We start from the raw sequence: 21,112 nt of genomic DNA, 5'->3' as shown, positions 1-21,112 counted from the left end.
GAAATTGAGGCGGTGAAAACCATGATAAAACGATTAAACAGAGAGAAGTAAATGAAACGTAATATTATATATGTGGCTTTAGCATTAATTGTAGGCCTTTTTTTAGGGTATGTGCTTTTTGGAACCTCGGAAGTGACTGTGGAAACGCATGATGATCATGAGCACCTTTTTGAAGCTACATCTAATGAAATGTGGACTTGTGCTATGCATCCGCAAATTATGAAAACAGAATCTGGTGATTGTCCTATTTGTGGGATGGATTTAATTCCTGTGCAAACAGATGGTAGTGGATTAACGGCTCAGCAATTTAAATTAACCGAAAATGCAGAGGCTCTAGCGAATATTACAACTTCTGTTGTTGGTGAATCGGAAACAGATCAGCAACATTTAAAATTGTCAGGAACCATACAAGTAAATGCAGATAAACAATTCATTCTACCGGCTCATTATAATGGTCGGATAGAAAAGCTATATGTGACTTCGCTTGGTCAAAAAGTAAATAAAGGACAATTGGTTGCAGTTGTATATTCTCCAGAATTAATAAATGCGCAACAAGAGTTAATTACGGCTTATAAAATAAAAGAGTCGCAACCCGAATTGTATCGTGCTGTGCGTAATAAATTTAAGAATTGGATGATTCATGATGCACAATTGAATGCTATAGAACGTTCTGGAGCTGTAATGACTCCATTTAAAATTTACTCACATGTATCAGGAACAGTTTCCGAAATTTCAGTAAAAGAAGGGGATCATATTATGGACGGGAAAGCCATTTTTAAAGTCTCTAATTTAAGTACTGTTTGGGCAGAATTTGATGCTTACGAGCATCAGATTAATCGTTTAAAGGTTGGGCAGATTATTGATATTTCAGCAAATGCTTATCCTAATAAGACGATTCAGTCTAAAATCACATTTATAGATCCGATACTAAGTGGGACTACACGAACTGTTACTGTTAGAGCAGTGTTACAAAATAAGGACGACCTACTTAAGCCCGGGATGTTTATAGAAGGTTCTGTTTTTAGTGTATCAGAAAATAAAGAAAATACAATGCTAAATATTCCAGAAACAGCTGTAATGTGGACTGGAAAACGATCGGTAGTGTATTTAAAAGTAAACGCAAATGAATCTGTTTTTGAAATGCGTGAAATTGTGTTAGGAGATAAAACGGGCGATACTTATAATGTTGTAAATGGTTTAGCTGCTGGAGATGTTATTGTTACTCATGGTGCTTTTACGGTAGATGCTGCAGCGCAATTACAAGGAAAAGCGTCGATGATGAATCAAAATAAGTTATCTAATAGTGTTACAAATACTGTTGTTTCAGAGCAGATTTTAGAGGAAGGTTTTAAAGCTGTTCCAGAGGCTTTTCAGAATGAAATTGAGACTGTTTTTTATTCATACATCACGTTAAAAAACAGTTTGGTAGCTAGTAATTTAGAATCTGCTAGGGCACAATCGAATTTGCTTTTAAAATCATTACGTGAAGTTGATACAAAATCCATATCTAATGATGTGAAAATGAGTTCTGATTGGACTGTAATTTCAGATAAAATAAAAAAGGATGTTACAGAAATGCAGACCTTAAATACTATAGAATTGTTTAGATCTGTATTCTCTAGAGTGTCTTTAGATTTAAAGCAAGGCATCGAGAAATATGGCATACAACCGAAAGTATATGTTCAATTTTGTCCGATGGCAAATCAAAATCTAGGCGGATATTGGCTTAGTTTGAATGAGATTATCGAGAATCCTTATTTTGGTAATGTTATGTTAAGTTGTGGGGAAAATGACAAATTATTGCATTAAAAGGGTGTCGTATTTTTTATTATTATAACAAGTAGGTTGTTTTGGTGAGAATTCTATATTTTTTTAACAATTAAAAATCCTAGATTATCATCCTATATTTGATTTTTTAATGTTAATTTGCGCTTGTGTTAATAATTTAATTAATCAAAAAACCAAATATGGAAGTCTTATTAGATAATGTAATACCAGAGAACCACCCTCGAACGTTTACAACAAATGCTTCAGAACATAAGGATTTAATTAAAATTAAACAAGCTGTTTTGGCAATAGAAGGTGTAGAGTCTATTGAGTTTATGGATATTGTTTTTCCTAAACAATTTAAGGTTACTACCTCTAAAATGATTGAAGTAAGATTTGTTGAAGAAGCAGTTAATGATGTCGGATTTAATGCACTACCAAGGGAATTTTTATCCTTTTAAAATAGAAAAGCTAGTAGTTGTTTAATTACTAGCTTTTTTTGTACCATAGTATTACGGAATAAAATTATTTTAAACCGTAGAGTGTAACGTCTGCAGTGCCGTTTAAAATACCTTTAGTATCGTACCAAAATTCTATACTTTTTAATTTACGTTTACCACCTACTAAATCTATAATGCGGCTTTCTCCATTTTTAGGAATAGTGAAACGTGTTTCTACTTTTTGAGAGGTGCCAGCTTCATAATTTACAACTAAGCGGTGTATGTTTACAGGAGCATCTTTAACTTTAAATTTAATTTTTCGATAAGAATCAAACGGTCCAGGAATATTTATTTTATCATGATCGGCAGTATGTTTGGCATGTGTAGTTCCTAATTTAACCCAACCAACAGCTGCTGTTTTATATGTAGGTCTTACTTTTATGTTTCGTTGTGCAGAAACATAGTGAATACTAAATAAGCAAATAGCAAATGTTGCCAGTAGGGTTTTAATTGTTATTTTCATAATAGCGTTGTTTAAATAATGGTTAATTGGTTTAAATAAATATACATAGAACATATAAAAGTGTGCTTAATGCAATTTAGATGCGTCTTATTAGATGATTTTTTTAATAACCCGTAATTTATGTGTGTGTACATTTCTATCGACATTATAGATTCCAGAATGATCTAATCTGTCTATTCTCACTTTTCCGTGAGCGTGAATAATATAGTTGTCGTTCATAATAATACCAACATGAACAATTTTTCCTTCATTATTGTCAAAAAAAGCAAGGTCACCAGCTTCACTTTCTTCAATAAAGCTAAGCGCTTCACCTTGAGTAGCCTGTTCTGATGCGTCTCTGAAAATAGAATATCCATTTAACTTATAAACCATTTGTGTTAGTCCAGAGCAATCAATTCCAAAGGGTGTTTTTCCTCCCCACAAATAAGGCGCATTTAAATACATAAAGGCCGTGTTTATAAGGTTTGTTTTTGGAAGAATGTCTGTAGATACGCTACCATCGTGTTTATGGTTTAGAATGTCTAAACAGTTTAATGTCGCGCCTAAAGGAATAGGGTAAAGTTCCTCGTTTGCATCGTTAACAAATTCGACTAAATCTGTAGCTACTTTTGGCTGCTCGGTATTTAATTTGAGATAGATTTCTTCAGTGATTTCAAAATATTGCTTCGTGTCGATCCAGCCTTCGTACTTGTCGAAAGCCAATCGAATTTTACACCAGTTTTTTCGTTGTTCTAAAACTTTAAAATGTTCGCCATAGAGTACCTGTGAAATAAGTTCAGAAGCATCTGATGGTTCGATTCTTAAAGGGACAATGCTTAAATTACAAACGCCGTATTGCATTAATTAACTATTGGATTTGGGTCTAAATATAGAATTTAATGAGTTTTTAAAAAAAAAATATCGTGATTTAAAGTCGTTCTAAAATCATTGCAGAAGCACCACCACCACCATTACAAATAGCAGCAGCACCAATTTTAGCCTTATTTTGTTCTAAAACATTTAATAGTGTGATTACAATTCGTACTCCAGAACAACCTAAAGGATGGCCTAAAGACACAGCACCACCGTTAACATTTACATTCTTGTCTGTTAAACCAAGAATTTTCATATTTGCTAAGCCCACTACAGAAAAGGCCTCGTTAAATTCAAAGAAATCTACATCTTTTAATTTCAGTCCAGCTTTATCTAGTGCTTTAGGTAAAGCTTTAGCAGGTGTTGTTGTAAAGAGTTCAGGGGCTTGAGACGCATCAGCATAACTTTTTATAAGGGCTAAAGGTTTTAGACCTAAAGATTCTGCCTTGTCTTTACTCATTAAAATTACAGCACCTGCACCGTCGTTAATTGTTGAAGCATTTGCAGCTGTTACGGTGCCATTTTTAGAAAAAGCAGGACGTAACGAAGGTATTTTATCAAATTTTACGTTGGTGTATTCTTCATCTTTGTTAAAGATAACGGGTTCGCCACGTCGTTGAGGTATTTCTACAGGAATCACTTCATTATCGAATTTTCCAGTCTCCCAAGCATCAGCAGAACGCGAATAAGATTGTATGGCGTATGCATCTTGTTCTTCTCTAGAAAAGTTATATTCGGTTGCACAGGCATCTGCAAAAACGCCCATGGCTTTGTCGTTGTAAGGATCTGTTAAGCCGTCTTTTTGTAGTCCATCGATTAAATTTATAGAACCAAATTTGGTACCTGTTCTTGCTTCCATATAATGCGGAATAAGACTCATGTTTTCCATACCACCGGCAACTACAATTTCTGCATCACCTAAGGCAATGGCTTGGGCAGCATTCATAATTGCTTTCATACCAGAAGCACACACTTTATTAACCGTTGTACAAGGTACGGAGTTAGAAATTCCAGCATAAATAGCGGCTTGTTTTGCAGGTGCTTGTCCAGAATTTGCTTGAACGACTTGTCCCATAAAAACTTCATCAACAAGATTTGCATCTAAATTAATTTTGTCTAGAGCACCTTTAATCGCAATAGCCCCTAATTTGGGAGCAGGAATTGTTGACAATGCACCTAAAAAACTTCCGATAGGAGTTCTAGCGGCAGAAACTATAACGACTTCTTTACTCATAACAACGTTTTTAGGTTTAATAGTTGCGAAATTAATGAAATTAATAAGATTTAAGAAGTATTCGTCTCTTATAAACCTGTTAAAACGCTTTAATTTTTATTACTTTTGAAGGACTTAATTTCATACATGAAAGACTTTGTAAATACCTTATACAGGAATCATACCTTGTTATATAAAGCATTACTATTTATTTGTACTACTTTTTTAATTGTGTATTTGTTTCCTAAAAGCGGCCGGTTTAAATACGACTTTGAGAAAGGGAAACCGTGGCAGTCAGAAAATTTATATGCCCCTTTTAATTTTGCGATTAAAAAAAGCAATGAAGAAATAACGACAGAAAAGCAAGCGATTACCGCCACAGCGATTCGTTATTTTGATATTGATAGTGGTATAAAAGAGCAAGTATTCAAGGACTTTAAAGTTACATTTAAGGAAACCGTTCCAGATACAATTCCTAAAGCAGACTCTAATACTTTGTTTAATGAGGGCACAAAAATATTAAACGAGTTTTATCATTTTGGAGTGCTCCATGAAGATTATAATTTTAATGCAAAAACGACGGTTATTTTATTAGATAATCGTGTAGAGAAGCTGAATTCTGAATATTCGAATTTAGTGAAGCAAGAAAATATTAAACCTCAGTTAATTAAGACACTGGTAGATCATAAATTACAACGCTATGAGAAATTGTTTCTGTCTGTTTTTTATGATGTAATTCAGCCTAATTTAACGTATAATAAAGAATTTACGGAACGTGCTTTAGAGGAAGAATTAAGTAAAATATCGTACACCCGTGGTAGTATAGAAAAAGAAACGCTTCTTATCTCTAAAGGTGAAGTGGTTGAAGGTGATAAATTTCAGGTTTTAAAATCGTTAGAATCCGAATATGAATCTCAGGTGTGGAGTGCTTCAAATTACAACTGGATTGTCTTTGCTTATACCTTGCTAGTTTCTTTAGCCCTATTAATGTTATTATTGTTTTTAAGAAAGTACAGACGCGATGTTTTTGAAAATAACAACAAGGTAACTTTTATATTTTTCAATGTATTATTTATGGTATTTATAACCTCTTTGGTTGTAAATTATAATGCGCATTATATTTATGTTGTTCCTATTTGTGTGCTTCCTTTGGTTTTAAAAGCCTTTTTCGATGCTAGACTTGGGTTATTTACTCATGTGGTTACCATGCTCTTGTTAGGATCTATAGTGCCGAATAGTTACGAGTATATGTTCCTTCAAATTATAGCAGGAATTGTTACTATTTTAACAGTTTCAGAACTGTATAAACGGGCTAATTTATTTATTTCGGTTGGGCAGATTACGGTTATTTATATTATAGCCTATTTTGCATTTTTTGTGATTCACGAAGGAAGCATTGATAATTTACAATGGGAAACCTTTTTAATGTTTATTTTATGTGGTTTGGCAACGTTGTTTGTACAACCGTTAATTTATGTTTACGAAAAGATGTTTGGGTTAGTCTCAGACGTGTCTCTATTAGAGCTTACAGACACCAATACGAAGCTGTTAAAAGAATTAGCAGAAAAGGCACCCGGAACGTTTCACCACTCTTTAAACGTTGCCAATTTGGCTGAAGCCTGTGCAAATGAAATTGGGGCAAATAGTATGTTGATGCGAGTTGGCGCATTATATCACGATATTGGTAAGATGAAAAATCCAACGTATTTTACTGAAAATCAATCTACAGGTATCAATCCGCATGATGAATTAGCACCTAAAGAAAGTGCAAAAATTATAGTAGATCATGTACTTAATGGTATTGAAATAGGGAAGAAAAATAATTTACCAGATCGCGTGATAGATTTTATAAGAACACATCATGGAACCAGTGTGGTCTATTATTTTTATATGATGGAAAAAAAATCGCATCCAGACGATGTAAATATAGATGATTTTAGATATTTAGGTCCGAAGCCATTTAGTAAAGAAACCGCTATTTTAATGATGTGTGATAGTGTAGAGGCGGCGTCTAAAAGTTTGAAAGAACCAACATCTACAAAAATTGATGCTTTTGTTGAATCGATTATAGATAAGCAAATGGACGAGGGACAATTTTTAAATTCTAACATTACGTTTAAAGATATTCAATCCATAAAAAAGGTGCTAAAACTCAAGTTAGCAAACATTTACCATCTAAGGATAGAATACCCTGAATAATTTTTATAAAAAAAAGACAAAAAAAGGTTGGATATTTAATAACAAAGCTTAAATTTGCAACCGCAAAAATATTGAAACGTTCATTGTTTTAGGAGAGGTGCCAGAGTGGTAATGGAGCAGATTGCTAATCTGTCGACGGGTAACTGTCGCCAGGGTTCGAGTCCCTGTCTCTCCGCAATAAGTCTTTAAATATTAATATCGGGAATTTAAAGATAAACATACACCTCGGGGTGTAGCGTAGCCCGGTTATCGCGCCACGTTTGGGACGTGGAGGCCGCAGGTTCGAATCCTGCCACCCCGACAATAATCAATTTTAAATTGAATCAAAACCTTGTAAATCGTATGATTTACAAGGTTTTATTGTTTTTGGCCATTCATTTAAATGGATAGCATATCCATCTAATCGGTTCACAGTTTTTTAATCTTAAAAATGTGAACCGATTAACTTTAAAATACGTGTGTAGACATAGTTGATTTGACTGTCGTCTTAAAAATAAGGTGTTTTCATGTTTTATGAAAGCACATACTCTCTAATTAAAAAAAATAATCTAATTCACAGATTATTAGTTAGCCCCCATAAAATAAACAAACTAATATTTTTTCTGTTCGATATTTGTTATGTTCATAAAAAAGCGGAGGCGTAGTACATGTGTAACCTCTATTTTTTCTCTACTAGTACTTTAAGAAAGTATTTTCATTATTTACTTTTTATTACTTACCTAAATCTACAACCATTTATGAAAAAATTTAACACATTAGTTATTGCTTTCTTTTTAGTATCTGTAATGTTTTCTCAAAACGAAAAGGATAGGGCATTTATAATTAACCAAACAAATATTGAAAAACTTAATCAAATTTCAGAAGACTATTTAGCGATACAAAATCAGTTTAGGTATAAGAACGTACAAGAAATAATAACCACAAATAGAGGCGAAAAAAACTATTTTTCTCATTTCGACAAATCAGGAACTCCAGTATATTATTCTTTAGAAAATGAAAGTTCTGCAATATCCTCAAAAATCGATTTGATTAGAACAGGAGGTAGTTCGGGGTTAGATTTAAATGGTAGTGGTATTGAGTTTGGTTTATGGGACGGAGGGCCCCCAAGAATTACGCATCAAGAATTCAATAATAATATTACAATAATAGATAATACAACGACATCTTCGCACGCTACTCATATTGCAGGTATATTAATAGCTTCAGGTGTGGTTCCCGAAGCAAAAGGTATGGCCCCTTCAGCAACCATTAAATCATATACCTCATCGAATTGGATTTCAGAAGTGCCAGCTTGGGCAGCCTCAGGAGGTTTAATATCTAGTCATTCATACATTATAGCAAACCCTGGATCTGATTATGAGGAGTATGGTGTTTATAATCAATACTCACAATTGTGGGATAACATTTCTTACAATGCACCTTATTTAGTAATGTGCACAGGGGCTTCAAATAATGGTAATAATAACTATAATCCTGATGGTTCTAGATACGATTTACTTGCCAGTAATAAACTTGGTAAAAACTCAATTGTTGTTGGTGCATGTTCAGATGTTTTAAGTTATACAGGACCAGAATCTGTAAATCAAGCTGTATTTACAAGTTGGGGACCAACCGATGATTGGAGAATTAAACCCGACATTACAGCTGTAGGTACTTCTTCTTATTCTTCAAGAGATGCTAGTGATACAAACTATACTACGGGACAAGGCTGTTCTTTTGCTGCGCCTATAGTTTCTGGTGGTTTGGCATTGTTGCAACAACATTATTACAATACCAATGCTGTATATATGAAAGCTGTAACTGCTAAAGCTTTAATTTTAAGTACTACTGATGAAGCAGGAGATTATGATGGTCCAGATTTTGCTAATGGATGGGGGTTATTTAATGCTTTTAATGCCGCAGAGGTGATTACAAATAACGGAACATCGGCAATAATTTCGGAGTTAACATTAAATCAAAATGGAACATACTCGATAAACATAAGCGTAGATGGTACATCGCCTTTATCTGTGGCTATTTGTTGGAACGATCCGGAAGCAGCGCCTTTAGAAAGCGGACTTTATAATGACCATACGACAATGTTAATAAACGATCTTGACGTAAGAGTTGAATCTGATACAGAGGTTTATTACCCATGGATTATGGAGCCTAATGAGACTTATGATAATTATACAGTTGCAGCTTCTAAAGGAGATAATTTTAGAGATAATATAGAGATAATTAATGTTGAAACTATTAATTCTGGAACATATACTGTAAGCGTAACTCATAAAGGTACATTGCAAGATGGATTACAGGACTTTTCATTAGTTATTAATGGTGTTGTAGTATCAGACAACCTTTCGGTCTTAAATATTGAGGAAATAGAGGAAGAAGAGCATGTTCTGGTTTTTCCAAATCCTGTTAATGATGTCCTGAATATTAAATATAATGCTAACAAATTTCAGGATATAAAGGTTGCTGTTTATAATCTTATAGGCCAAAAACAAATAGTCGCTAAACAATATAATCAAGATAGTGTTGAAATAGATGTTAGTCATTTATCTAAAGGCGTTTATTTTTTAAGAATTCAAGATGATAACAATACTATTATGTCTACTAAAAAGATTGTTGTTAATTAAGATTTAGTCATAAATAAGTAACATATAAATATTTAATATGCTGTTTTTAAAAGTAGATAAGTACTATATATTATATCAATCTTGTATAGATATGTATAAAAAACAGCATATTAAATTTGTGCAATTAGATGAGCAATATCTTACTAAAATTGTTGTAAATTTAAGTGTATTTAAACCTTAAAAAGGATTTATTATAATTTCTTAGCTTAGAAATAAATTAAGCCGTATTGAAATTAATAACTAAATTAATCTCAAAGAGGTTTTGTGTCGGGGTTTTAACTTTTGGTTGATTAAAATTAATATTCTATTGAAATTGTTTGATAACTATTTATAGAAATAGCACTTTTGTTATAGCTAATTAGTTTTAATGTAAACGCAACTAAAAGATGAATAAAACAGTACTAAATAAACAAGTTTTTAGTTTTTTTGATTCTGTTTTTGCTTTTATATTTTGGATACTTCTATTTATTTTACCTCTAATCTATCAATGGATTAATAATGCTTCTATTCAATGGCGTTTAATTTTTAATATATGGATTGATTATTTACCGTTATTAATTATCTTCAGTATAAACAGATTCTTTTTGATTCCTTTTTTTTTATTCAGAAATAAGAAATTTATTTACCTTATATCTGTAATTGTTGTTATTGCATTTACTGTATTGGGGTCTGTCACTATTCGTAAAGAGTTGTTGTCTCAAAATGCAGCTTTAGAGCATAGACAAACATCACTTCAGTTTCCGGACTCAAGTAAAATTATTGCACAGCAAGGTGAATTGTCAAGGCCTTCACCAGTAGCAATTTATCCGCCTTATGTTAATTTAATTTTATTATCTATCTTATTAGTTGGTTTTGATACCGGAATGAAACTTTCTGTAAAATGGGCAGAAACCCAACAGCAAAAAGCAGAAGTTGAAAAAGAAAATATTAAAAATGAGTTGGCTTTTTTACGCAACCAAGTCAGTCCTCATTTTTTAATGAATACCCTTAATAACATTCATGCATTGATAGATTTTGATACTAAAGAAGCCAAACGTTCTATAGCAAAACTATCTACCTTAATGCGTCATTTATTGTATGAATCTAACGACAAGCCAATAGCATTAACAAAAGAAATTAAATTTATTGAAAGTTACGTAGAGCTTATGAAATTGCGGTTTTGCGAAGAAGTAACTATACAATTAAATTTGCCAGAAAATCTGCCTAATATTTCTATCCCAACACTATTATTTACCAATATACTTGAAAATGCTTTTAAGTATGGTGTTAGTTATGAGCATGAATCTTTTATCTATATTAATCTATTTATTCATAAAAATGAACTCGAATTTACGATTAAAAATAGTTTGCATAAAAAATTTAAAACAGAAGAAAGCTCGGGAATAGGAATAGAAAATACCAAGAAGCGTTTAAAATTACTTTACAATAACAACTATACATTTACTTGCGCAGAAAATGGAAATGTATTTAGTTCGACCATAAAAATACCAATATGATAACTTGTATAGCTGTAGATGATGAACCTTTAGCACTCAGACAAATTGTGTCTTATATAGAGCAAACCCCTTTTCTTAAACTTAAAGGCAAGTTTACTAATGCTTTAAGTGTTTCTAGTTTTCTTAAGGAACACGCTGTCGATTTGTTGTTTCTAGATATCCATATGGCAGATTTAAATGGGGTAGAATTAGCTAAAACCTTAGTAAATCCTCCTATAATTATTTTTACAACGGCGTATAGTGAATATGCAATAGAGGGGTATAAAGTAAATGCCATAGATTATTTATTAAAACCTATAGAATATGTAGATTTTTTGAAGGCGTCTAATAAAGCATCAGATTTTATTAGCAAAACACAACAGACGGAAACAGAGATTAAAAAGAAAGATGAATTTTTATTTATAAAATCGGGTCAGCAACATATTCGAATTAATTTTAAGGATATTAAATATATTGAATCACAAAAAGAGTATATCTGTATACATTTAATTACTGGAGGGGAGCCCGTAAAAACATTACTTAGACTTAAAAATATTGAAGATATTTTACCAAAAGCACACTTTATGCGTATTCATCGCTCTTTTATTGTTAACCTGAATCATATTGTAACTGTAGAGCGGAATAGAATTATTTATAGTAGAAAAGAATTTATAGTTGTAAGTGATACATATCAAGAGGAATTCAAGACCTTTTTGAATAATAATTTTTTTAATTAAAATTTCATTGATAGAAAGCCCGTTTCTATTGATTTCGTACTTCTTTTCATAGCTTATTTTAGACCTTAGACTTATGTTTAATTTTTAAGTTTAAAATAATGAAGTATTGTATAAAAAAAGAGATTATTACAGCAATCATCTGTATTGTTGTAACCAGCTCTGTAATTGGACAAGTAAAATATCCTATAGTAGATACAGGTGTTACTGAATTTTATAATAACGAGAGTCAGATTTCAGAACCAACTATAGGAGATGCTTTTTATGGGCAAGATGCTACATATAATGGAAACCAACCGTTGTATACAGATAATGGTGACGGCACAATTACAGACCAAGTCACGGGCTTAATGTGGGAAAAAGATATGGGTGAAAAAATGACCTTTGAAGCTTCCTTTTCTAAAGCTCAACATTCTAATTTAGGAGGGTACACCGATTGGCGCGTGCCTACAATTAAAGAATTATATTCTCTTATATTATTTACAGGTCAGGTTAAAGGTGCAAAATCTGGTAAATTGTTTATAGATACCAAATATTTTAACCAGCCTTTAGGAAATACTAAAATTGGTGAACGTGAAATTGATGCACAAACATGGTCGTCTACAAAATATGTAGGATTAACAATGGGAGGAGATAGTACTGTTTTTGGGGTTAATTTTATTGATGGACGTATAAAAGGTTATCCTACATTTAAAAAAAGTACACATGCAGAAAACACCATGTATTTTCGTATGGTTAGAGGAAATACAGACTACGGAAAAAACAATTTTGTAGATAATGGAGATGGTACAGTAAGCGATTATGCTACGGGATTAATGTGGCAAAAAACAGACGATGGTGTTGGACGTGATTGGGAAGCTGCTTTAGATTACTCAGAACATTTAGAACTTGCAAATCATACAGATTGGCGCTTGCCTAATGCTAAGGAATTACAAAGTATTGTAGATTATTCTAGATCGCCACAAACCACCAATTCTCCAGCAATAAACGCAATATTTTCAACAACAGAAATTAAAGATCCAGAAGGAACTCCTGGGCAATATCCGTTTTTTTGGACCAGTACAACACATTTAGATGGTGTAAACCCTAATTCTGGTGCGGTGTATATTGCGTTTGGAGAAGGGCAAGGTAAAATGCGAAATCAGCTTATGGATGTGCATGGTGCAGGATGCCAAAGAAGTGATCCTAAAAGTGGTAACAAAAATCAATATCCTACCTATTTCGGACCTCAAGGCGATGTCAGATATGTGTACAATTACGTAAGAAGCGTTCGTACAATAAAAATCTAAATTTCACTTATCAGGCTCTATTTTTATAAGGTTTATACCTAAGTATAACTATACTCTTTTTTTCTAAAAATAAACATTTCATTGACTGTAAAGTCAATTCTATTGATATAACTTTTAATACAGATATGTATTAAAGATCTTTAACTAATGTTTAATTCAAATAATATTAAAATATAAATTATGACTACCAAATTTTTAAAAAGATCAATAGGTTTACTCGTTGTTCTATCTGTTTTTTCTTGCGAAGATGACTCTGTGAATAGTACTGATGAAGGACAAGATACTGATAATGGAACTGTAGTAAGCGGATATACCTACGCCATTGTAGATTCTGGCGTTTCAGACTTCTATAGTGATGAAGCTATAATCTCAGAGCCTAGCGAGGGAGATGCTTTTTATGGTCAAGACGCTACCTATAATGGTAATCAACCCTCCTATACAGATAATGGAGACGGAACAGTTACCGATAATATAACAGGATTAATGTGGCAACAAGATATGGGAGAAAAAATGTCTTATGCAGATGCGGTGCAATTGGTAGAAACTTTTAATCTGGGAGAATATACAGATTGGAGAATACCAACAATTAAAGAATTGTATTCGTTAGCCAACTTTACAGGAAGATGTTTTGGAGACGATGCTGTGGATATGTTTATCGATGTAAATTATTTTAACCAACCTATAGGAGATGAGTCTATTGGAGAACGCGAAATTGATGGTCAAACGTGGTCTGTTACAGAATACGTAGGACTTGTAATGAGTGGAGATGAAGCTGTTTTTGGATACAATTTTGTGGATGGCCGATTAAAAGGTTATCCTAAATACAGTCCTGCAGATGGTTCGCCTAACACCATGTATTTTAGAATGGTAAGAGGAAACGAGTCTTATGGTGAAAATAATTTTATAGATAATGGAGATGGTACTATTACAGATAATGCCACCGGATTAATGTGGCAGCAAGCAGATAATGGCGAAAATTACGATTGGGAAGATGCTTTAGCTTATGCAGAATCACTTACTTTAGGAGATCATAGCGATTGGAGAATGCCTAATGCTAAAGAACTACAGAGTATTGTTGATTATACAAGATCTCCACAAACTACAAACTCACCAGCAATAGATCCTTTATTTTCTTGTACCCCAATTTTAGATTATAATGGTAATTCTGGTCAATATGGTTACTATTGGTCAAGTTCGCCTTTACAAGATGGTCCTACACCTTATACAGATGCTGTATATTTTTGTTTTGGAGAGGCTGAAGGTATAATGAATAACCAATTATTAGATGTACATGGTGCAGGAGCACAACGTAACGATCCTAAAGCAGGTAGTACAGATGATTTTCCTGATAGTTTTGGTCCACAAGGCGATATTCGTAAGGTGTATAATTTTGTGAGATGTGTAAGAGATGTTAACTAAAGTGTTTTTAAACATATAAGTAAAAATGTTTAGCCCTGTATTTGATTTCAGAATTAGAATGTAAAATGAGAATAAAATAATTAATAGCATATAAATAATGAAATATAAAAATTTTAATTTATGGTTTGTTTTTGCATTACTATGTGTAATTAGTGCCTGTGAAAAAGACACTGCTGTAGATGATAATATTGAATCAGAACATGAGACCAGTAATGGCTATGTGCTTTATTCTTTTATAGGAGATAATACAACCTATCTTATAGATTCTACTGGAGCAGAGATTAAAACATGGTGGTCTTCCAACTCGTCTTCTGGTGGTTATTATTTATCAGAAAATAATACTTTATTACGATTAGGAAAATCTTCAGAAGCTAATAACGGGACGTTTTCCTCTGGCGGATTGGTGTCTTCAGTTATAGAAGAACTTGACGATGATAGTGGTGTTATTTGGTCTATTAATAAAGATAGTGATGAGTCTACTTTTCATCATGATTTTAAAGAAGTAGATACTAATACAATTATTGCTTTGTCTTGGCAATTAAGAACGTATAACGATTCGGATTATTGGAACGAGGTCGTTATTTTAATCGATAAGACTGATAATTCAGTTATTTGGGAGTGGAGTGCTATGGACGATGGCGGAATTTTTCCAGAAGTTAACGACCAAGAAGATTATTTACATTTTAACTCTGTAGATTATAAAGATGGAAATGTTCTTATAAGTTCAAGAAGTGAAAACACGCTATATTTAATAGATAAAGAGAGTAAACGTATAATAACAGAATTAACTGCAGAAGGAGCTTTATCTGGACAACATGATGCTACTTTTTTAGATAATGGAAATATACTCGTTTTTAATAATAATGCAGAAACAGCTAAATCTGCTGTTTTAGAAATAACACGATCTGATGAACTTGTTTGGCAGTATTCAAATGATTTTTATTCTGATCATATTTCGGGTACTCAAAGGCTTGAATCTGGTCATACTTTAATTTGTTCAGGAGTAGAAGCACACCTTATTGAAGTTACAGATTCTGGAGAAGTTGTGTGGGATTACACAGTAGAAAGCACAAACTCAAATCGCCCTACAGAAGTGTTTAAGGTGCGTAAATATACCGATTTTTAAAGAAAATAGTTGAGGTGGGTGAAGTAAAGTAGAATAGAATTTAGTTCGTTTTTTTAATTTGAAAACGTAATGCTGAGTAAATGCTAAAGTGTAGATTTAAAAACTACAGAAGCGTACTACTTAAACCAATGTATAAAATGACGAAAAATATTTTGCTTTACAATAACAACTTCACCCATTAAAACATCATCTATAATAAGCTGGATTTGTAAGGGTGTTTTAACGTTTTACATAGTGAATTCTTGAGTTTCATAATTCAGAGAAGAACAAACAAGCGTTGGCTTATTATCCATAACATGGTTAGGTATTTCAATAGAAAACTTACCATCAAAATCAGATATTACACTTTCTGTACTCCCTTTTAAAAAGATATTTGTACGGGGTATAGCTGCAAATGGTTGTTGGTTACTATACCAGAAATTGTAATAGCATCTAACGTAGGCAAATGTTGTGTTGATTGTTCACTTAATGTATCTGTATGTGTAATTGTGCTAGGAACAGAAGTGTGTTTTGTGAATAACTTGGGCTAGCTAAAAAGAATATAGACTAGACCCCTAAAGACAATTCGATCCTAGAATACCAATTTGTGTGTGGCGTTGCAAGAAGGGGGAACTTGTTCAGGTTTAAATCTGCCACAAACCGGACTAGTTTGTTTTAAAATATCGTTCAATTGCGCAGGTGTAGCTTGAGTATAATCAATAACCGTTTTCTGACAGCAGAATAAAATACCTCTTTTTCAGTCGGATTCATACTTTACCATGTTTCATAACATGGTTTTGGAACCTGTAATTTATAGTCCACTAGCGTTTATGTATAAGAAAAAAGCACAAACTCTTGATTAAGCACTAAACTACTCATTATTTTTATATGTTGCTATAGCTCATTTTATATTCCGTTATAATTTTTTTAATTTATGGTCTATTCAAAGAAATAGTGTTTTAAATACAAACTATAAATTACGTTTCTAAAATTAGAATGTCGAGATCTTAACGTTTAAAAGGATACATGGGGTGTCAATTCAAATGAAAAAATGTTAAATATATAACAACTATATAATTTGTAAATTGAAATAAAGTTACTTTTATTTTTAAGTCCCCAATCGGTATATAAATTATCAGTTTAAATCCATTTTTAGCTATAAACATATTTTCAGAATTCTATAAAAATAAAATGTACAAATCATGAAAAATATACTCAATTTACTATTGGTTAGTCTACTAATTGTTAGTTGTGCTGAAAACAAATCAAAAACACAAGCAAGTAGTGCTAAACCTGTAAAATATAACGGAACGGCAAGTGTTACACAAGGCATTGCTACCACAATAACTGAAGATATTTATACCTGCGAACGTGGACGTAAGACCGATGTTGGAGAGATTACCTCTACCGATGGTAAAAAATGGACGGTGCCTGCATCTACAAATTATACGAATGATGACTTTCCGTTTTCAGAAGATTTGTTTAATTCTTGTGAAGGGAATACTTATGGAAGTGTAGACGAAGCCTTATCTCATTTTGATGTTTCTAAAACGGTTGAGGTTGATAAAGAAGGTGAAGTTTTTACAGCCTATATATTTGCAGACAATTATTTTGAAATGTATGTAAATGGTGTTCCTGTTGGAAAAGACAAAGTACCTTTTACACCGTTTAATTCTAGTATTGTAAAGTTTAAAGCTGAAAAACCATTTACTATTGCAATGAAATTGGTAGATTGGGAAGAACACCTTGGTATAGGTTCCGAAGCGAATAGAGGTAAGTCCTTTCATTCAGGAGATGGCGGTATGGTTGCTGTTATTAAAGATGCACAAAACAATGTTGTAGCTACCACTAATAAAAATTGGAAGGCACAAACATTTTACACCGCACCAATTAAAGATTTAAGTTGTGTTTCTGAAGATGGAAACTACCGATATTCTGAAAATTGCGATACCGATGGCGGTCAAGATGGAACGTCGTTTTATGCATTACATTGGGAATTGCCAAACGCATGGATGAAGACGGATTTTGATGATGCTAATTGGCCAAATGCAACCACATACACCAACCAAACTATTGGTGTAGATAATAAGCCTTCGTATACCAATTTTACGTCCCTTTTTGACGATGCTGAAAATGATGCCGAGTTTATTTGGTCTACTAATGTGGTTTTAGATAATGAAGTTTTAGTTCGTTATACCGTTAAATAATAATGCAATTATATTATAATAAAATAAACTATTACAACATGAAAACGAGTTCGATACTTGGTATTGGCATTCTACTTTTGTTTTTGGTAACGTCTTGTGCTCATAACAAAGATGCTTCAATTTACATGTACGATGATTTTAAAACCATTCATCCTGATTTTAAATTAACTAGTCAAGCGGTAGCCGATGGAAAATTATTAGATGCTTTTAAATGCGAAGAGAAAGTAAATGATATAGAAAATTCCATACCGTTATCTTGGTCTAACGTTCCTGAAGGCACAAAATCTTTAGCGATAGTCATGTATCACTATCCGCATAAAGAGGATACATCCGAAATAAATTCATATTTGCTCTTATGGGGTATAAAACCATCGGTTTCCGAAATTCCGTATAAAATGGCAAACAATCCCAATTGGTTTATGGGGTCTAATAAAGATGGAACCGCTATTTCCTATACATCCCCTTGTTCTCGCGGACCAGGAAAACATAAGTATACCATTGCGCTGTTTGCATTGTCTGAAACACCAAAATCACTTCCAAAATCTAATGCGCTTGAAGTGGATTTAAATACATTTATGAATGCCATTTCTGAAGATATCGTGATTGACAGAACCACTTTAAGTTTTATAGATTCTAATTAATACAAGACGAATGAAAAATATAGTTATTCTTATAACAATTCTGTTTTTATCCTTTCCAGTTTTTGCTCATGAAGGTGGACATGGTTTACCAACTAAAATATGGCATTTTACAACTAGTGAAAAGAACTTAAAAGGTGAATTTATTGAGAAAATTGGAGACACGGTGTATCTTATGAATGAGAAACACAAAGTCGTATTTTTCGATATTTCAGAATTTACAAGTGAAGAGCAACACTATATTTTAAATAAAGCAAATTGGATTACAGACAAAAACGTTTCAGAAAAATCACTTTCATTATTTTCAATAAACTACGCTACCCTTTTTATTTATTTAGGTATTGCCTTGTTACTCTTTTCATTCTTCAAGTATAGACAAAAGAGTGACTCTAAAATTTTGGCTTTTAGTTTAATCGGGCTTGCTTTTATTGTTATGGGCTGTAAAACCACTAGTTCTTCTAAAGGCATTACAATGGCAAAAAATGACGTGTCTTATTTAGCCTCTGTTTTTGGTGTTTTTAACAAAGTAACGACACGTTTTGATAACACATATTTCTACATAGAATCCGACGGAATACCTGAACACGAAATGATGACAGGTATTACCAATTGGCAACAACAGGTTCCTATTAATCACGATTATAGTGGTACAAACGCTTGGGCTATTCCTCTGCAACCGGTATTGGCAGAAAATCCGCTATCCACCAAAGATAATTTTATGAAGGGAGCCATTGCTATTGCTGCGAATGGCATACCAATTTTTAATCCGTTAAACAATCGTGGTGAAGATGCCAACGCTATAGGTGAATTAGATAAATGGGGCGGACACTGTGGAAGAGCAGACGATTATCATTATCATTTACCTCCAACACATTTACAGTCTAAAGTAGGTCAAGATAAACCGATAGCGTATGCTTTGGATGGTTTTCCTGTTTACGGAGAAACGAATGAAGCGTTAGACGAAAATCTTGGGCGTTTTACTTCAGATAGTACGTACCAATATCACGCAGTTAAAGATTATCCGTATTTAATTGCAGCTATGAAAGGGGAAGTAGAATTAAATCCAAGAACGGAGGCCCCTGAAAACGAGATCATGCCACAAGCAAAAACTAAAGGTGTACGACCAGATTTACAACCTTTACGTGGTGCTAAAATTATTGATTTTAAGAACCTGAAGCCTAACCAATATAGCTTAACCTATGAAGTTGAATCTGCTATGTATACTATAAATTATGGTTGGGATACTAATGGGAATTATAGCTATGAATTTGTAAACCCAGACGGAACAACTACAAGCGCTACATACAAAAGAAAATAGGTACTGTTAACGACGAATCACTTCTGTAAGTATCTTCATAAATTAATCTAAATTCTGCTATTAAAACGATAAAAATCATTGGTTAAACCAAATTCTATATAGATTATAAGCTGCGTCAAAAAAGTTAAATATTATTAAGGGTATTCTATTTTCAATTTGCTAAATTGGGTGTTTAAATAAGCAACGAGATTACCAAACCATTACTTACAATTGAAAAAAATACACATTCCATTTTATAATTATGAATGATACCACTGTAAGTGTAATAATAGTAATTATATTAATTAGCCATATTTTAGCTATTACCATTGGGTATAAAATAAAAAAAACAATAGTATTGATTTCGTGTTTAAACGCGTTTTTTTCGATTGGAATACTTGTTTTTTTAGTTACCGATACTCTTAATGTAAAAGAATATCAATTTCAGTTTAGAGAATTATTCGTACTATGTTTAGAAGTCTGTATTTTAATATTTGCTCTGTACTCCATTCCTGGATTTTATAATAAAACTTATGTAAAAGTCATTAACTATATTGGTTTCGGGATTCATATATTGGTTACTTTAGGAATGTTTATTTTTATGTATGCATTTAAACTAAATCATCTTTTTTAATAATTAAATGTATCTAATAATGAGGACTGTTAACATAAATATATTGATTTTACTGCTTATGTTTTTTCATGTGTCAGGATATGCTCAATCAGAAAATGACATGACAAATAATACTATTATAATACCTCTAAAAATTGGTGAAAATCCGAGTAGTTATTTTAAGACTTTACAAATAGAACCAGATAACCTATTCATTCAGTCAAAACCAACAACTACAGATTCTCCTCATATTCAATTAGCATTAAATATTATTGAAAATAACAAGAAATATACAACCTACCTCTGGGCTTATAATGATTCTTTATATACCCAAAAAACAAATTATCCAAAAGCATACAATAACTATGCTTTTAATTTGAAAATAGATAATGAAAATGTTGATTTGGTGGTAGAACAATTAGATTTTGAAATACCTTTTTTTATAGATATTAAGCAAACTGCAATTTTAGGAAACTTGAATATTGTGTTTGAGGCATGTATGGGAGAATGGTCTGAAGATATTGAAGGAAATCAGGTCGCTGCTTTTAATACATATGCTATTAAGCTGTTAGAAGAAAATGAGCAGAAAATATTGTCTTTTAGTTCTTTAGATGAATCTGATACTAATACACAAATTTTAGAATGGAAGAATTATACAATTTTGGTATTGGAAGATTCTGAAAAAGCATTGAAATTAAAGGTTTCAAAAAAAAATTAAAT

At 32.4% G+C, this 21,112-nt stretch carries 17 protein-coding genes and 2 tRNA genes; 16 read left to right on the top strand and 3 right to left on the bottom strand.

Annotated features, from left to right (window positions below):
• The first annotated feature begins 51 nt into the window (after window positions 1-51).
• Entirely contained in the window at window positions 52-1,809 is a 1,758-nt protein-coding gene (locus Q1B05_RS15700; protein ID WP_299781905.1) for an efflux RND transporter periplasmic adaptor subunit, read from the top strand.
• A 158-nt stretch (window positions 1,810-1,967) separates the two neighbouring features.
• Window positions 1,968-2,228, top strand: coding sequence for a heavy-metal-associated domain-containing protein (locus tag Q1B05_RS15695; RefSeq protein ID WP_299781904.1), 261 nt, complete (start codon window positions 1,968-1,970; stop codon window positions 2,226-2,228).
• 64 nt (window positions 2,229-2,292) lie between these two features.
• Here Q1B05_RS15695 and Q1B05_RS15690 read toward each other — a convergent pair whose 3' ends face one another.
• The 3 genes from Q1B05_RS15690 to Q1B05_RS15680 form a co-directional block, all read right to left on the bottom strand.
• A complete protein-coding gene (locus tag Q1B05_RS15690) occupies window positions 2,293-2,730 on the bottom strand; it encodes a hypothetical protein (protein ID WP_299781903.1) in 438 nt (145 codons plus the stop codon).
• Window positions 2,731-2,820: 90 nt separating this feature from the next.
• Entirely contained in the window at window positions 2,821-3,570 is a 750-nt protein-coding gene (locus tag Q1B05_RS15685) for a C40 family peptidase (protein WP_299781902.1), read from the bottom strand.
• Between the two features lie 67 nt (window positions 3,571-3,637).
• Complete coding sequence (locus Q1B05_RS15680; RefSeq protein WP_299781901.1) at window positions 3,638-4,816, bottom strand: acetyl-CoA C-acyltransferase; 1,179 nt, start codon at window positions 4,814-4,816, stop codon at window positions 3,638-3,640.
• Window positions 4,817-4,942: 126 nt separating this feature from the next.
• Here Q1B05_RS15680 and Q1B05_RS15675 point away from each other — a divergent pair, with 126 nt between their 5' ends.
• The 14 genes from Q1B05_RS15675 to Q1B05_RS15610 all read left to right on the top strand — a co-directional run bounded on the left by Q1B05_RS15675 (window position 4,943) and on the right by Q1B05_RS15610 (window position 21,110).
• Window positions 4,943-6,994, top strand: coding sequence for an HDIG domain-containing metalloprotein (locus tag Q1B05_RS15675; RefSeq protein ID WP_299781900.1), 2,052 nt, complete (start codon window positions 4,943-4,945; stop codon window positions 6,992-6,994).
• Between the two features lie 91 nt (window positions 6,995-7,085).
• Window positions 7,086-7,169, top strand: a tRNA-Ser gene (locus Q1B05_RS15670).
• A 51-nt stretch (window positions 7,170-7,220) separates the two neighbouring features.
• A tRNA-Pro gene (locus tag Q1B05_RS15665) sits at window positions 7,221-7,295 on the top strand.
• A 436-nt stretch (window positions 7,296-7,731) separates the two neighbouring features.
• Window positions 7,732-9,615 (top strand): S8/S53 family peptidase, encoded by a 1,884-nt coding sequence (locus Q1B05_RS15660; RefSeq protein WP_299781899.1) that lies wholly within the window; start codon window positions 7,732-7,734, stop codon window positions 9,613-9,615.
• Between the two features lie 386 nt (window positions 9,616-10,001).
• The gene (locus tag Q1B05_RS15655; protein WP_299781898.1) at window positions 10,002-11,111 is read left to right on the top strand and encodes a sensor histidine kinase; all 1,110 of its coding nucleotides are present in this window, start codon (window positions 10,002-10,004) and stop codon (window positions 11,109-11,111) included.
• A complete protein-coding gene (locus Q1B05_RS15650; RefSeq protein WP_299781897.1) occupies window positions 11,108-11,827 on the top strand; it encodes a LytTR family DNA-binding domain-containing protein in 720 nt (239 codons plus the stop codon). Before Q1B05_RS15655 ends, Q1B05_RS15650 begins: the two co-directional genes overlap by 4 nt.
• A 98-nt stretch (window positions 11,828-11,925) precedes the next feature.
• A complete protein-coding gene (locus tag Q1B05_RS15645; protein WP_299781896.1) occupies window positions 11,926-13,113 on the top strand; it encodes a DUF1566 domain-containing protein in 1,188 nt (395 codons plus the stop codon).
• 180 nt (window positions 13,114-13,293) lie between these two features.
• Window positions 13,294-14,532, top strand: coding sequence for a DUF1566 domain-containing protein (locus Q1B05_RS15640; RefSeq protein WP_299781895.1), 1,239 nt, complete (start codon window positions 13,294-13,296; stop codon window positions 14,530-14,532).
• A gap of 97 nt (window positions 14,533-14,629) precedes the next feature.
• The gene (locus Q1B05_RS15635) at window positions 14,630-15,658 is read left to right on the top strand and encodes an arylsulfotransferase family protein (protein WP_299781894.1); all 1,029 of its coding nucleotides are present in this window, start codon (window positions 14,630-14,632) and stop codon (window positions 15,656-15,658) included.
• Between the two features lie 1,181 nt (window positions 15,659-16,839).
• The gene (locus Q1B05_RS15630) at window positions 16,840-17,844 is read left to right on the top strand and encodes a hypothetical protein (protein WP_299781893.1); all 1,005 of its coding nucleotides are present in this window, start codon (window positions 16,840-16,842) and stop codon (window positions 17,842-17,844) included.
• 38 nt (window positions 17,845-17,882) lie between these two features.
• The gene (locus Q1B05_RS15625; protein ID WP_299781892.1) at window positions 17,883-18,485 is read left to right on the top strand and encodes a hypothetical protein; all 603 of its coding nucleotides are present in this window, start codon (window positions 17,883-17,885) and stop codon (window positions 18,483-18,485) included.
• A gap of 10 nt (window positions 18,486-18,495) precedes the next feature.
• Window positions 18,496-19,800, top strand: coding sequence for a YHYH protein (locus Q1B05_RS15620; protein WP_299781891.1), 1,305 nt, complete (start codon window positions 18,496-18,498; stop codon window positions 19,798-19,800).
• A gap of 241 nt (window positions 19,801-20,041) precedes the next feature.
• Window positions 20,042-20,413 carry a hypothetical protein gene (locus Q1B05_RS15615; protein WP_299781890.1) on the top strand — a complete coding sequence of 124 codons (372 nt, stop codon included), beginning with the start codon at window positions 20,042-20,044 and terminating at the stop codon, window positions 20,411-20,413.
• A 43-nt stretch (window positions 20,414-20,456) separates the two neighbouring features.
• Window positions 20,457-21,110 (top strand): hypothetical protein, encoded by a 654-nt coding sequence (locus tag Q1B05_RS15610; protein ID WP_299781889.1) that lies wholly within the window; start codon window positions 20,457-20,459, stop codon window positions 21,108-21,110.
• Window positions 21,111-21,112: the final 2 nt, after the last annotated feature.

The organism is uncultured Formosa sp., assembly GCF_947500765.1.
Classification (GTDB): Bacteria; Bacteroidota; Bacteroidia; order Flavobacteriales; family Flavobacteriaceae; genus Formosa.
Note: the sequence above shows the minus strand (reverse complement) of the source record. Positions and strands in the feature narration are given on the sequence as shown.

Bases quoted from the DNA above. Each gene is read 5' to 3' on its own strand.
- Q1B05_RS15615 (WP_299781890.1), top strand. From the start codon at position 20,042: ATGAATGATACCACTGTAAGTGTAATAATAGTAATTATATTAATTAGC.
- Q1B05_RS15690 (WP_299781903.1), bottom strand. From the start codon at position 2,730: ATGAAAATAACAATTAAAACCCTACTGGCAACATTTGCTATTTGCTTA.
- Q1B05_RS15625 (WP_299781892.1), top strand. From the start codon at position 17,883: ATGAAAACGAGTTCGATACTTGGTATTGGCATTCTACTTTTGTTTTTG.
- Q1B05_RS15630 (WP_299781893.1), top strand. From the start codon at position 16,840: ATGAAAAATATACTCAATTTACTATTGGTTAGTCTACTAATTGTTAGT.
- Q1B05_RS15620 (WP_299781891.1), top strand. From the start codon at position 18,496: ATGAAAAATATAGTTATTCTTATAACAATTCTGTTTTTATCCTTTCCA.
- Q1B05_RS15695 (WP_299781904.1), top strand. From the start codon at position 1,968: ATGGAAGTCTTATTAGATAATGTAATACCAGAGAACCACCCTCGAACG.
- Q1B05_RS15655 (WP_299781898.1), top strand. From the start codon at position 10,002: ATGAATAAAACAGTACTAAATAAACAAGTTTTTAGTTTTTTTGATTCT.
- Q1B05_RS15700 (WP_299781905.1), top strand. From the start codon at position 52: ATGAAACGTAATATTATATATGTGGCTTTAGCATTAATTGTAGGCCTT.
- Q1B05_RS15680 (WP_299781901.1), bottom strand. From the start codon at position 4,816: ATGAGTAAAGAAGTCGTTATAGTTTCTGCCGCTAGAACTCCTATCGGA.
- Q1B05_RS15645 (WP_299781896.1), top strand. From the start codon at position 11,926: ATGAAGTATTGTATAAAAAAAGAGATTATTACAGCAATCATCTGTATT.
- Q1B05_RS15650 (WP_299781897.1), top strand. From the start codon at position 11,108: ATGATAACTTGTATAGCTGTAGATGATGAACCTTTAGCACTCAGACAA.
- Q1B05_RS15675 (WP_299781900.1), top strand. From the start codon at position 4,943: ATGAAAGACTTTGTAAATACCTTATACAGGAATCATACCTTGTTATAT.
- Q1B05_RS15635 (WP_299781894.1), top strand. From the start codon at position 14,630: ATGAAATATAAAAATTTTAATTTATGGTTTGTTTTTGCATTACTATGT.
- Q1B05_RS15660 (WP_299781899.1), top strand. From the start codon at position 7,732: ATGAAAAAATTTAACACATTAGTTATTGCTTTCTTTTTAGTATCTGTA.
- Q1B05_RS15685 (WP_299781902.1), bottom strand. From the start codon at position 3,570: ATGCAATACGGCGTTTGTAATTTAAGCATTGTCCCTTTAAGAATCGAA.
- Q1B05_RS15640 (WP_299781895.1), top strand. From the start codon at position 13,294: ATGACTACCAAATTTTTAAAAAGATCAATAGGTTTACTCGTTGTTCTA.